General features: G+C 53.2%; 10 protein-coding genes and 2 tRNA genes. 1 reads left to right on the top strand and 11 read right to left on the bottom strand.

Annotation, left to right across the window (positions count from 1 at the left end):
• Positions 1-49: 49 nt before the first annotated feature.
• The 9 genes from nlpI to DVA43_RS20840 all read right to left on the bottom strand — a co-directional run bounded on the left by nlpI (position 50) and on the right by DVA43_RS20840 (position 10,253).
• Positions 50-934, bottom strand: a complete 885-nt coding sequence (gene nlpI, locus DVA43_RS20880) for a lipoprotein NlpI (RefSeq protein ID WP_114316589.1) — start codon at positions 932-934, stop codon at positions 50-52.
• 109 nt (positions 935-1,043) lie between these two features.
• Positions 1,044-3,179: a polyribonucleotide nucleotidyltransferase gene (gene pnp / locus DVA43_RS20875; RefSeq protein ID WP_114316588.1), complete on the bottom strand. Its 2,136-nt coding sequence runs from the start codon at positions 3,177-3,179 to the stop codon at positions 1,044-1,046.
• A 240-nt stretch (positions 3,180-3,419) separates the two neighbouring features.
• Positions 3,420-3,689 carry a 30S ribosomal protein S15 gene (gene rpsO / locus DVA43_RS20870; protein WP_032614416.1) on the bottom strand — a complete coding sequence of 90 codons (270 nt, stop codon included), beginning with the start codon at positions 3,687-3,689 and terminating at the stop codon, positions 3,420-3,422.
• Between the two features lie 152 nt (positions 3,690-3,841).
• Positions 3,842-4,786 (bottom strand): tRNA pseudouridine(55) synthase TruB, encoded by a 945-nt coding sequence (truB, locus tag DVA43_RS20865; RefSeq protein ID WP_114316587.1) that lies wholly within the window; start codon positions 4,784-4,786, stop codon positions 3,842-3,844.
• A complete protein-coding gene (gene rbfA, locus DVA43_RS20860; protein WP_103177165.1) occupies positions 4,786-5,187 on the bottom strand; it encodes a 30S ribosome-binding factor RbfA in 402 nt (133 codons plus the stop codon). Before rbfA ends, truB begins: the two co-directional genes overlap by 1 nt.
• A gap of 101 nt (positions 5,188-5,288) precedes the next feature.
• Positions 5,289-7,976, bottom strand: a complete 2,688-nt coding sequence (infB, locus tag DVA43_RS20855) for a translation initiation factor IF-2 (RefSeq protein ID WP_103824918.1) — start codon at positions 7,974-7,976, stop codon at positions 5,289-5,291.
• Between the two features lie 24 nt (positions 7,977-8,000).
• Positions 8,001-9,488, bottom strand: coding sequence for a transcription termination factor NusA (gene nusA, locus DVA43_RS20850; protein WP_103824919.1), 1,488 nt, complete (start codon positions 9,486-9,488; stop codon positions 8,001-8,003).
• Positions 9,489-9,516: 28 nt separating this feature from the next.
• Positions 9,517-9,969 (bottom strand): ribosome maturation factor RimP, encoded by a 453-nt coding sequence (rimP, locus tag DVA43_RS20845; RefSeq protein WP_139156304.1) that lies wholly within the window; start codon positions 9,967-9,969, stop codon positions 9,517-9,519.
• A gap of 207 nt (positions 9,970-10,176) precedes the next feature.
• Positions 10,177-10,253 (bottom strand) — tRNA-Met (locus DVA43_RS20840).
• A gap of 286 nt (positions 10,254-10,539) precedes the next feature.
• On the opposite strand from DVA43_RS20840, the gene argG reads away from it, so the two are divergent.
• On the top strand, positions 10,540-11,886 hold the full coding sequence (gene argG, locus DVA43_RS20835) for an argininosuccinate synthase (RefSeq protein ID WP_114316586.1): 1,347 nt from the start codon (positions 10,540-10,542) through the stop codon (positions 11,884-11,886).
• Between the two features lie 164 nt (positions 11,887-12,050).
• On the opposite strand, the gene DVA43_RS20830 is transcribed toward argG, so the two are convergent.
• Positions 12,051-12,137 (bottom strand) — tRNA-Leu (locus DVA43_RS20830).
• A gap of 13 nt (positions 12,138-12,150) precedes the next feature.
• Positions 12,151-12,483 carry a preprotein translocase subunit SecG gene (gene secG, locus DVA43_RS20825; RefSeq protein ID WP_039031650.1) on the bottom strand — a complete coding sequence of 111 codons (333 nt, stop codon included), beginning with the start codon at positions 12,481-12,483 and terminating at the stop codon, positions 12,151-12,153.
• Positions 12,484-12,598 lie beyond the last annotated feature (115 nt).

Below are 12,598 nucleotides of genomic sequence, written 5' to 3'. Positions count from 1 at the left end.
TAAAGGTGATGGCAATCAAAAGATTACGGGCTGATGTTTATGTCGTCAGCTATTGCTGGTCCGATTCTGCCAGGTCGTCATGCTCCTGGCCCAAGAGCGATAATTCCAACAATGCATAACGGTGCTCAACGTAGTTGTGTACGTTGTTAGCAACCGCTAATTTGAACAGTGCCGTAGCGCTGTCCGTATCCCCCCGACTTAGGTAGTACTTACCTAAATAGAAGTTGGTTTCACTGAGATGCTCAGCGAGCGAGGTGTTATCCGTTGCGTCCGCCTTCAGGCGTTCCATCAGCGTTGCTTCGCTAATGTCGCCCAGGTAGAACTCGACAATATTCCATCCCCACTGTTCCTTGTCCGATTTGTCGAAGCGTTGTTTTAACGCGTCTTTAGCCTGCTTTTCGTCAAGCTTCTGCTCAACAATGAAAAGCCACAGGCTACGGAAAGGATCGTTAGGATCGTCTTGATAAAACGCCAGCAGATCATCTTGCGCTAACTTGTCACGACCGCCGTAATACAATGCGATACCGCGATTCAAGTGCGCGTAGTTGTAAATTGGATCAAGCTCAAGTACAGAATCAAACGCTTCATAGGCAGCATCAAAATTGCCTGCCTGCGTTAAATAAATACCTAAGTAATTGAATACTTCAGGCATATCCGGTCGGATCGCCAACGCTTGTGAAAAATCATTTCGCGCCAGTGCCCTCAGACCGAGACTATCATACAACACTCCGCGCTCATATAAAAGCTGTGCGCGTTCGTCATCGGTTAAAGCCCGACTGGCAAGAATTTGTTCCATGCGTGCCAGAATCACTTCCTGCTGCAAAGTCGGTTGCAGTGGCACTGCGAGGACTTCACTTTTACGCCAGGCAGAGTTGCTGCATCCTGCCAGCGTCAAAGCTGTCGCAACGAAACACCAGCGCAGAAAAGGCTTCATTTCCCACTCCCGAAGACAACAATTGGATGAACGTCCTGTCCCCCGGCTGCTAACAAGGCGTCCTGCCTGATAACAAGCCCCCCGCTTGCACGGGGGGCAAACGGCAACCTTACTCGCCCTGTTCGCCAGCCGGAGCTTCCGGCGCAGCGGCAGGCTGAGACTGCTCGGTCGCTTCTTTAATGCTCAGACGGATACGGCCCTGACGGTCAACTTCGAGAACTTTAACCGGCACTTCCTGACCCATCTGCAGGTAATCGGTCACTTTCTCAACGCGCTTGTCAGCGATCTGAGAGATGTGTACCAGACCTTCTTTACCGCCACCGATGGCAACGAATGCGCCAAAGTCAACGATACGGGTCACTTTACCATTGTAGACACGGCCCACTTCGATCTCGGCAGTGATCTCTTCGATACGACGGATAGCGTATTTCGCTTTCTCGCCGTCGGTCGCTGCGATCTTCACAGTACCGTCATCTTCGATTTCGATGGTGGTGCCAGTCTCTTCGGTCAGGGCACGGATAACAGAACCGCCTTTACCGATAACGTCTTTGATCTTGTCCGGGCTGATCTTAATGGTGTGGATACGTGGAGCGAACTGAGAAATGTCGCCACGCGGCGCGTTGATCGCCTGTTCCATCACGCTCAGGATGTGCAGACGTGCACCTTTAGCCTGGTTCAGCGCAACCTGCATGATCTCTTTGGTGATGCCTTCAATTTTGATATCCATCTGCAGGGCAGAGATACCTTCGCGGGAACCCGCGACTTTGAAGTCCATGTCACCCAGGTGATCTTCGTCGCCCAGGATGTCAGACAGAACAACGAAGTTGTCGCCTTCTTTCACCAGACCCATTGCGATACCCGCAACGGCCGCTTTCACCGGTACGCCCGCATCCATCAGTGCCAGAGAAGCACCGCACACGGAAGCCATAGAAGAAGAACCGTTAGATTCGGTGATTTCAGAAACCACACGAACGGTGTACGGGAATTTATCAGCATCTGGCATCACAGCCAGTACGCCGCGCTTCGCCAGACGACCGTGACCAATTTCACGACGCTTCGGCGAGCCAACCATACCGGTTTCACCTACGGAGTACGGAGGGAAGTTGTAGTGGAACAGGAAGCTGTCAGTGCGCTCGCCCATCAGTTCGTCGATGTTCTGTGCGTCACGGGCAGTACCCAGGGTCGCGGTAACCAGCGCCTGCGTTTCACCACGGGTGAACAGCGCGGAACCGTGAGTACGTGGCAGCACGCCAGTACGCACATCCAGACCACGGATCATATCTTTTTCACGGCCATCGATACGCGGCTCGCCTGCCAGAACGCGGCTACGAACAACGTTTTTCTCGATAGCGTGCAGGATTTCGCCGAGCTCGTTAGCGTCCAGGGACTCATCTTCTGCCACCAGCGTAGCGATGGTTTCAGATTTGATCGCGTCAACCTGGGTATAACGCTCTTGCTTGTCGGTGATGCGGTAAGCATCGCTCACACGCGCTTCGGCCAGGGCTGCAACGCGTGCATTCAGCGCGTCGTTTGCCGCTTCTGGCTGCCAGTCCCAACGTGGTTTACCGGCTTCTTTCACCAGGTCGTTGATGTTCTGGATAACGATCTGCTGCTGGTCGTGGCCAAAGACCACCGCGCCCAGCATCTGGTCTTCGCTCAGCAGTTCTGCTTCGGATTCAACCATCAGTACCGCAGCTTCGGTACCGGCAACAACCAGGTCCAGCTTGCTTGACTTCAGCTCGTCCTGAGTTGGGTTCAGAACGTACTGGTCATTGATGTAACCCACGCGCGCAGCACCGATAGGACCGTTGAATGGAATACCAGACAGGGAGAGGGCTGCGGATGCGCCGATCATCGCAACGATGTCCGGGTTAACCTGTGGGTTAACGGAAACAACGGTCGCGATAACCTGAACTTCGTTAACGAAGCCTTCCGGGAAGAGCGGACGAACCGGGCGGTCAATCAGACGCGCGATCAGGGTTTCGCCTTCGCTTGGACGGCCTTCACGACGGAAGAAACCACCCGGGATTTTACCGGCAGCGTAAGTACGCTCCTGGTAGTTTACGGTCAGTGGGAAGAAGTCCTGACCTGGTTTAGCTTTTTTCTGGCCAACCACGGTTACGAATACCGCGGTGTCATCCATGCTTACCATAACAGCAGCAGTAGCCTGACGTGCCATCATGCCGGTTTCCAGCGTAACGGTATGTTGACCGTACTGGAATTTACGAACGATCGGATTCAGCAAGATTCTGTCCTTTCTTAAATGAATGACAGCACACCAAAGGCGTGCTGACTTTTACCGGACCTTCTTCGCATCCTCGCGACTAATGACAACCGACACCCCCATGGGTGAAGCCTCTCATTAGCCGCGCGAACCTCTGCAATGAAGATCATTTATAGCAACAATACATTAGTTTCCAGTGAATTGCTGCGGTCTGGTTGAAAAAAGGGGCCATAAGGCCCCCTTTTCTGAAACTCGCAAGACTTAGCGACGCAGGCCCAGACGCTCGATCAGCGCGGTGTAGCGTGCAACATCTTTACGTTTCAGGTAGTCGAGCAGTTTACGACGCTGAGAAACCATGCGCAGCAGACCACGACGGCTGTGGTGATCTTTTTTGTGCTCTGCAAAGTGACCCTGCAGGTGGTTAATCTGTGCAGTCAGCAGTGCAACCTGAACTTCGGTAGAACCGCTGTCGTTAGCATCACGACCAAACTCAGAAACGATTTTAGCTTTAGCTTCAACGCTTAGAGACATTTTAAAACTCCAAAATTTAAAGAATGAAAGGAAGCCGATCTCTAATTCAGCTTTCCCATGTATAACGTATGCCAATTGTTAAACAATTTACCAGACGTTAAGCCGCAATATTCTACCCGCCTCCCCTGCTTATCGCAAGGCAAGGCGTCAGCTTATGCCGGATATTCAACCACCAGACGGCGTGGGGCAACACGACCTTCGTCGTCGATTTCACCCATCCCGATGAAGGCGTTGTCATCCCCTTCCGTAACGCGCACCAGCCCTTGCGCCGGGACATTCGGCGTGCGCACCGGGTTGCCGTTTTTAAAGTAAACGGAGGAGGTCAACGGCAGATTGACAACCGGATAGTCCGAAGCAGGACTGTCCATTGGCATCAGTAATGGGTCCAGCAGATCCGCAGTCTCTGTGCCCTGTTCCTGCGCCTGGTCCACCAGCGCCTGCAGCTGCTCCAGCGTCACCATACGTTCAGCCGGGTACTTGCTGACTGCCAGACGGCGCAGATAAATAACGTGCGCGCCACAGCCCAGCTTCTCACCCAGATCGTCGATGATGGTGCGGATATAGGTGCCTTTTGAGCAATGCACTTCCAGCTCCAGCTCATCGCCTTCGTGACGAATGAACAGCAGCTCATAGACCGTAATCGGACGGGCCTCGCGTGGCACCTCAATTCCCTGACGCGCATACTCATAGAGCTTTTTGCCCTGGTACTTCAGCGCCGAGTACATGGACGGCACTTGTTGGGTGTCGCCACGGAAGCTCTCGAGCGCGGCATCAAGCTGTTCGCTGCTGAACGTCACCGGACGCTCTTCGACGACCTGACCATCAGCATCGGAGGTGTCCGTGCGCTGGCCAAGCTTGGCAATCACGCGGTAGCGTTTGTCCGAATCCAGCAGATACTGGGAAAACTTGGTCGCTTCACCCAGACAAATCGGCAGCATACCGGTCGCCAGCGGATCCAGCGCCCCGGTGTGCCCCGCGCGGTTGGCGTTATATATACGCTTTACTTTTTGCAGCACGTCGTTGCTGGATGCGCCCTGCGGTTTATCCAGCAGCAGCACGCCGTGCACGTCGCGACCGCGACGACGAGGACGACTCATCAGTCCTCCTTTTTATCGTCCGGGTTCACACGACGCTCATCATCCTGCTTCACCACGCTGGTGACCAGGTTGGACATGCGCATACCTTCGACCAGCGAGTTGTCGTAGAAGAAGGTCAGCTCTGGCACGATACGCAGGCGCATCGCTTTGCCAAGCAGAGAGCGGATGAAACCAGAGGCTTCCTGCAGCGCTTTAATACCGTTCTTAACCGCGTCTTCGTCCTGGTCATTCAGGAAAGTCACGAACACTTTGGCATACGCCAGGTCGCGGGACATTTCAACGCCAGACACGGTGGTCATCATCCCCAGACGCGGGTCTTTGATTTCGCGCTGAAGGATGATTGCGATCTCTTTTTGCATCTCCTGAGCCACGCGCTGCGGGCGACCAAATTCTTTCGCCATAATAAATTCTCCAGACAAAAAAGGGGCCAAAGCCCCTTTTGAAATTTAATGCCGGGTGGCGCGAGGCGATCCCGGCCTACAATCGGCAATCTTAGCGAAGATTACGCGATAGTGCGTTGGATCTCGATGATCTCGAACACTTCGATCATATCGCCAACGCGAACGTCGTTGTAGTTCTTAACGCCGATACCACATTCCATGCCGTTACGGACTTCGTTAACGTCATCTTTGAAGCGGCGCAGGGATTCCAGCTCGCCTTCATAGATAACCACGTTGTCACGCAGTACGCGGATTGGGTTGTGACGTTTGATGTTACCCTCGGTAACCATACAGCCCGCGATCGCACCGAATTTCGGTGATTTGAACACGTCACGCACTTCAGCCAGACCGATGATCTGCTGTTTCAGTTCCGGAGACAGCATACCGCTCATCGCCGCTTTCACTTCGTCGATCAGGTTATAGATGACGGAGTAGTAACGCAGATCCAGGCTTTCCGCTTCGATCACGCGACGCGCAGAGGCGTCGGCACGCACGTTGAAGCCAACCAGAATCGCGTTGGACGCTGCAGCCAGGGTTGCGTCGGTTTCGGTGATACCACCTACGCCGGAACCGATGATCTTCACCTTCACTTCGTCTGTAGAGAGTTTCAGTAAAGAGTCGGAGATCGCTTCCACAGAACCCTGAACATCGGCCTTCAGAACCACGTTCACTTCGTGAACTTCGCCTTCGGTCATGTTGGCGAACATGTTCTCGAGTTTAGATTTCTGCTGACGAGCCAGTTTAACTTCACGGAATTTGCCCTGACGGTACAGCGCAACTTCACGCGCTTTCTTCTCGTCACGAACAACGGTCACTTCATCACCGGCAGCCGGAACACCGGACAGACCCAGGATTTCCACAGGAATGGATGGACCTGCTTCCAGCACTTCGCGACCCAGTTCGTCACGCATTGCACGAACACGGCCATATTCGAAGCCACACAGCACGATATCGCCTTTGTTCAGGGTACCTTCACGTACCAGAACGGTCGCAACCGGGCCACGGCCTTTATCCAGGAAGGATTCGATTACCGCACCGCTCGCCATACCATTGCGAACCGCTTTCAGCTCCAGAACTTCAGCCTGCAGCAGGATAGCGTTCAGCAGGTCATCGATACCGGTACCCACTTTTGCAGAAACCGGGATGAACTGAGACTCACCGCCCCACTCTTCCGGCATAACACCGTACTGGGACAGTTCGTTTTTAACGCGATCCATGTCTGCTTCTGGCTTATCGATTTTGTTCACTGCAACAACCAGAGGCACCTGCGCCGCTTTCGCGTGCTGGATAGCTTCGATGGTCTGTGGCATTACGCCATCGTCTGCTGCGACAACCAGAACAACGATATCCGTTGCCTGAGCACCACGTGCACGCATGGAGGTAAACGCTGCGTGGCCCGGGGTATCCAGGAAGGTGATCATCCCGTTATCGGTTTCTACATGGTATGCACCGATGTGCTGGGTAATGCCGCCTGCTTCGCCGGAGGCAACTTTCGTAGAACGAATGTAGTCCAGCAGAGAGGTTTTACCGTGGTCAACGTGACCCATGATGGTCACAACCGGTGCACGCGGCTCAGCTGCTGCGCCAGTGTCACGGTCGCTCATTACCGCTTCTTCCAGCTCGTTTTCACGACGCAGGATAACTTTGTGGCCCATCTCTTCGGCAACCAGCTGTGCGGTTTCCTGGTCGATAACCTGGTTGATGGTCGCCATTGCGCCCAGCTTCATCATCGCTTTGATGACCTGAGAGCCTTTAACCGCCATCTTGTTAGCCAGATCGCCAACGGTGATGGTTTCGCCGATCACAACGTCACGGTTAACAGCCTGCGCTGGCTTCTGGAAGCCCTGCTGCAGAGCGGAACCTTTACGCTTGCCGCCTTTACCACCGCGAACGGCAGCACGTGCTTCTTCACGGTCAGCTTTAGATTCGGCGTGCTTGTTGCCTTTTTTGGCTGGACGCGCGGCTTTTGCACTGCGCGTGCGGCCACGACCACCTTCAACTTCACGGTCGTTGTCATCTTCGGCCTGACGCGCGTGCTGGGAGGTGGTAACGTGATAGTCGCTGGTGTCTTCGGACGGTTCAGCGGCATTCACACCGTTTTTCTCGTTCTCTTCTGCCATACGGCGCGCTTCTTCAGCAACGCGACGGGCTTCTTCTTCAAGCTTGCGACGGGCTTCTTCTTCCGCTTTACGCTTCAGCTCGGCTGCTTCATTTTCACGACGGGCTTTTTCTGCCTGGGCGTTTTTGGTCATATCGTCAGTCTGTTGATTGCTCACTTTGTCTTTTTCCGCAGCGTCGCGCTTCGCTTTTTCAGCGGCGTCACGTTTCGCTTTTTCTGCGGCCTCACGTTCAGCTTTTAATACTGCCTCACGTTTGGCGTTTTCTTCTGCCTCACGCTGGGCTTGCTCTTCCGCTTCACGCTGTGCCTGCTCTTCCGCAGCGAGGCGTTCTGCCTCTTGCGGATCACGTTTTACAAAGGTGCGCGTCTTGCGGACTTCGATTTGTACCGATTTACTTTTTCCACCGGTACCTGGAATGTTTAACGTACTACGCGTTTTGCGCTGCAGCGTTAACTTGTCAGGCGTTGAACCATGTTCACGGTTCAGATGCGTTAACAAGGTTTGTTTTTCTTGCGCGGTCACCGAGTCATCAGCGGACTTCGGGATCCCTGCATCAGCAAATTGCTGTACCAGGCGATCCACGGAGGTCTGAATCTCAGCAGCCAGCGTTTTTACAGTTACATCAGTCATGCTGTTCCTTCCTGCTACAGTTTATTACGCTTCGTCGCCGAACCAGCAGATATTACGTGCGGCCATGATGAGTTCGCCGGCTTTCTCGTCGGTTAAACCTTCGATATCGGCCAGGTCATCAACGCCTTGCTCAGCGAGATCTTCCAGCGTACAAACACCACGGGCAGCCAGCTTGAACGCGATCGCACGATCAAGACCTTCCAGATTCAGCAGGTCATCAGCCGGCTTGTTATCACCAAGGCTTTCTTCCTGAGCCAGTGCCAGGGTGGTCAGTGCGTTTTTAGCGCGTTCACGCAGGGCTTCAACGGTGGCTTCATCCAGACCGTCAATTTCCAGCAGTTCTTTCATTGGCACATAGGCCAGTTCTTCCAGCGTAGAGAAGCCTTCTTCAACCAGAACGGTGGCGAACTCTTCGTCAATGTCCAGGTGCTTAGTGAAGGTATCAATCGCTGCATGGGCTTCAGCCTGGTGCTTCGCCTGCAGGTCGTCAACGGTCATCACGTTGAGTTCCCAGCCGCTCAGCTGAGAGGCCAGACGGACGTTCTGACCGTTACGGCCGATAGCCTGTGCCAGGTTACCTGCTTCAACGGCGATATCCATGGTGTGCTTGTCTTCGTCGACGACGATAGAGGCAACATCAGCCGGGGCCATCGCGTTAATCACGAACTGCGCCGGGTTGTCATCCCACAGAACGATATCAATACGCTCACCGCCGAGTTCAGTCGAAACGGCCTGAACGCGCGCGCCACGCATACCGACGCAAGCACCGACCGGATCGATACGTTTGTCGTTGGTTTTCACCGCGATTTTCGCACGGGAACCTGGATCGCGGGCAGCCGCTTTGATCTCGATAACTTCTTCGCCGATTTCTGGCACTTCGATGCGGAACAGTTCGACCAGCATCTCAGGCTTAGAACGGGTCACGAACAGCTGAGCACCGCGGGCTTCTGGACGCACGGAATAGAGTACGCCGCGAATACGGTCGCCCGGACGGAAGTTTTCGCGTGGCAGCATATCTTCACGCAGGATAACCGCTTCCGCGTTGTTACCCAGATCCAGGGAGATGTTGTCGCGGTTAACTTTCTTCACCACGCCGGTGATGATCTCACCTTCGTGCTCGCGGAACTGGTCAACAACCATCGCACGTTCAGCTTCACGTACTTTCTGTACGATAACCTGTTTCGCGGTCTGTGTGGTGATACGGTCGAAGGTCACGGATTCGATCTGATCTTCAACGTAATCATCAATGTTCAGGCTTTCATCTTCGAAACGCGCCGCTTCGAGGGTGATTTCCTTCGTTGGTTGGGTCACTTCTTCAACGATAAGCCAACGACGGAAAGTATCGAAGTCACCGCTTTTACGATCGATTTCAACGCGGACATCGATCTCTTGTTCATATTTTTTCTTGGTTGCCGTAGCCAGTGCACTTTCCAGCGCTTCGAAAATTTTCTCACGCGGCAGGGCTTTCTCGTTGGAAACGGCTTCAACAACAGCCAAAATTTCTTTGTTCATCGCGGGCTTTTCACCTCAATCCAGACTGTTAAAAGTGGGGAACCAGGTTCGCCTTCTGGATATTACTCAGCGCGAACACTTCATCTTTGCCTTCGACTGTAACCGTGATCATCTCACCATCAACGGCTTTAATAACGCCTTGCCATTTACGGCGGTTCTGTACGGCCATGCGCAGAACGAGAGCCACTTCTTCACCAGTAAAGCGCGTGTAGTGTTCAGCCGTGAACATTGGTCTGTCGAGACCAGGCGAGGAAACTTCCAGGTTGTAGGCAACAGTAATGGGATCTTCAACATCGAGAACCGCACTCACCTGGTGGCTGACATCAGCACAATCATCAACATTGATGCCATCTTCACTATCAATATAGATGCGCAGCGTGGATGTACGACCCCGAACGAATTCGATGCCGACCAGTTCGTAGCCCAGTGCTTCGACCGGTGCTGTAATCATCTCTGTTAATTTTTGCTCTAATGTGGACAAGCCCACCCCCAAGACGTAAAAAAAGGGCATAAAGCCCAGTTATTCTGTAGTCAGATAACAAAAAACCCCGATAAATCGGGGCTTTAGATAACTGAACCCTATAGCCACAACTGTGGCCTGGAGCACTTTCAAAAAGAATTTTTTCAAATCCAGCTACGAAGGCGCTAAGTCTTCACAGTATATTTGAAAAAGGACTTTATAGGAAAGTGGTTGCGGGGGCCGGATTTGAACCGACGACCTTCGGGTTATGAGCCCGACGAGCTACCAGGCTGCTCCACCCCGCGCCTGAAACGTGGCAAATTCTACTCGCTGTGGGTAAAAAATGCAAATAATGCTGGGATTTGGTACCGAGGACGGGACGTAAAATCGGCATACAGTATATTGATAGCGTACCCCCACTGTCAACCCCGTGAACAACAGCGATTAAGGCGGGAAATTTTTACAAAAAATCCACGAATCTCTTTCGGTACTTGCCAAAAGATGATTAAATGAAAACTCACTTATTCTGCATAAAAATGCATTTTAGAGTGAAGCGTTCACTCATCAGTCAATCAAGCAGGGTTTTATTTTATGACGACGATTCTCAAGCATCTTCCGCAAGGACAACGTATTGGCATCGCTTTTTCCGGCGGTCTGGACACCAGCGCTGCACTGCTTTGGATGCGCCAGAAGGGAGCGGTTCCGTATGCATATACTGCGAACCTGGGTCAGCCGGATGAGGACGATTACGAAGCCATCCCGCGTCGCGCCATGGAGTATGGTGCCGAGAACGCACGCCTGATTGACTGCCGTAAGCAGCTGGTTGCCGAAGGTATCGCTGCTATTCAGTGCGGCGCTTTCCATAACACTACCGGCGGGCTGACCTATTTCAACACCACGCCGCTGGGCCGTGCTGTTACCGGTACGATGCTGGTTGCCGCTATGAAAGAAGATGGCGTCAACATCTGGGGCGACGGCAGTACCTATAAAGGCAACGATATCGAGCGTTTCTATCGTTACGGCCTGCTGACCAACGCCGAGCTGCAGATTTATAAGCCGTGGCTCGATACCGATTTCATCGATGAGCTGGGCGGCCGTCATGAAATGTCTGAATTTATGATCGCCTGCGGTTTCGATTACAAGATGTCGGTCGAGAAAGCCTATTCAACCGACTCCAACATGCTGGGTGCTACCCACGAAGCAAAAGATCTGGAATACCTGAACTCCAGCGTGAAGATCGTTAACCCGATCATGGGCGTGAAGTTCTGGGACGAAAACGTCAAAATCCAGGCAGAAGAAGTCACCGTACGTTTTGAACGCGGCCATCCGGTTGCCCTGAACGGTCAGACCTTCTCTGACGACGTGGAACTGATGCTGGAAGCTAACCGCATTGGTGGCCGTCACGGTCTGGGTATGAGCGATCAGATTGAAAACCGTATCATCGAAGCGAAGAGTCGTGGCATCTATGAAGCCCCGGGGATGGCGCTGTTGCACATCGCTTACGAGCGTCTGCTGACCGGCATTCATAACGAAGACACCATCGAGCAGTATCACTCCCATGGCCGTCAGTTAGGTAAACTGCTGTACCAGGGCCGCTGGTTCGATCCGCAGGCACTGATGCTGCGTGATGCCCTGCAGCGTTGGGTGGCGAGCGCCATCACCGGTGAAGTGACCTTAGAACTGCGTCGCGGCAATGACTACTCGATTCTGAATACGGTCTCTGACAACCTGACCTACCAGCCAGAGCGTCTGACCATGGAAAAAGGTGATTCCGTCTTCTCGCCAGACGACCGTATTGGTCAGCTGACGATGCGCAATCTGGATATCACCGATACCCGCGCCAAGCTGTTCACCTATACCGAGAACGGTCTGCTCTCCGTCTCTACCGGTAACGGCCTGCCCCAGGTTGAGAATCTGGAAAACAGCGATAAGCAGTAATCGCGAATTAAGATGCAAAAGGCGCCTGAGGGCGCCTTTTTTATTGCCGAGTTTCGTGACGTGTAGGGCGGGCAAGCCCGGCGGTGCAACGCTTGCCGGGCCTACGAAAAGACAATGTACAGACGAAAAAAAAGACGTCTTTCGACGTCTTTCTTTCGGAATATTGGTACTGAGGATGGGACTCGAACCCACAAGCCCGTTAGGGCACTACCACCTCAAGGTAGCGTGTCTACCAATTCCACCACCTCAGCACAGATACTACTCTTACTGCGGGATATCGCTGGTCGGCTTAGCCGGTGCAGCTGGCTGAGTCTGCTCAGATTTCGCTGGCGCGCTCAGGTTATCCCACTCGCTTCCTTTGTTGATCTTGTTGCTATTGATATTGCCAAGCGCCAGACTGATGATGAAAAACAGCGTTGCCAGAATCGCCGTTGCGCGGGTCATGAAGTTACCAGAACCACTTGAACCGAACAGCGTACCAGAAGCGCCTGCTCCAAAAGAGGCCCCCATATCAGCGCCTTTACCTTGCTGCAGCATGATCAGCGCTACCAGAGCGATGGCTACAATAAGGAAAACAACTAAAAGAGCTTCGTACATAATCAACCTGTTCCTTGCGGATTTGCCGCATACCAATGCTTCAACCAATAAGCAGGAATTTTGCTTTCCCACTGAAGCGGGTGTGAATACTAACCAAAGCGAATGACCTTCGCAA

The organism is Leclercia sp. W6 (assembly GCF_003336345.1).
Lineage (GTDB): Bacteria > Pseudomonadota > Gammaproteobacteria > Enterobacterales > Enterobacteriaceae > Enterobacter.
The sequence above is the reverse complement of the archived record's forward strand: the minus strand, read 5'-3'. Positions and strand labels throughout refer to the sequence as shown.

Coding starts and splice junctions, on each gene's coding strand:
- infB (WP_103824918.1), bottom strand. CDS start 7,976: ATGACTGATGTAACTGTAAAAACGCTGGCTGCTGAGATTCAGACCTCC.
- rbfA (WP_103177165.1), bottom strand. CDS start 5,187: ATGGCGAAAGAATTTGGTCGCCCGCAGCGCGTGGCTCAGGAGATGCAA.
- truB (WP_114316587.1), bottom strand. CDS start 4,786: ATGAGTCGTCCTCGTCGTCGCGGTCGCGACGTGCACGGCGTGCTGCTG.
- argG (WP_114316586.1), top strand. CDS start 10,540: ATGACGACGATTCTCAAGCATCTTCCGCAAGGACAACGTATTGGCATC.
- secG (WP_039031650.1), bottom strand. CDS start 12,483: ATGTACGAAGCTCTTTTAGTTGTTTTCCTTATTGTAGCCATCGCTCTG.
- nusA (WP_103824919.1), bottom strand. CDS start 9,488: ATGAACAAAGAAATTTTGGCTGTTGTTGAAGCCGTTTCCAACGAGAAA.
- rpsO (WP_032614416.1), bottom strand. CDS start 3,689: ATGTCTCTAAGCGTTGAAGCTAAAGCTAAAATCGTTTCTGAGTTTGGT.
- nlpI (WP_114316589.1), bottom strand. CDS start 934: ATGAAGCCTTTTCTGCGCTGGTGTTTCGTTGCGACAGCTTTGACGCTG.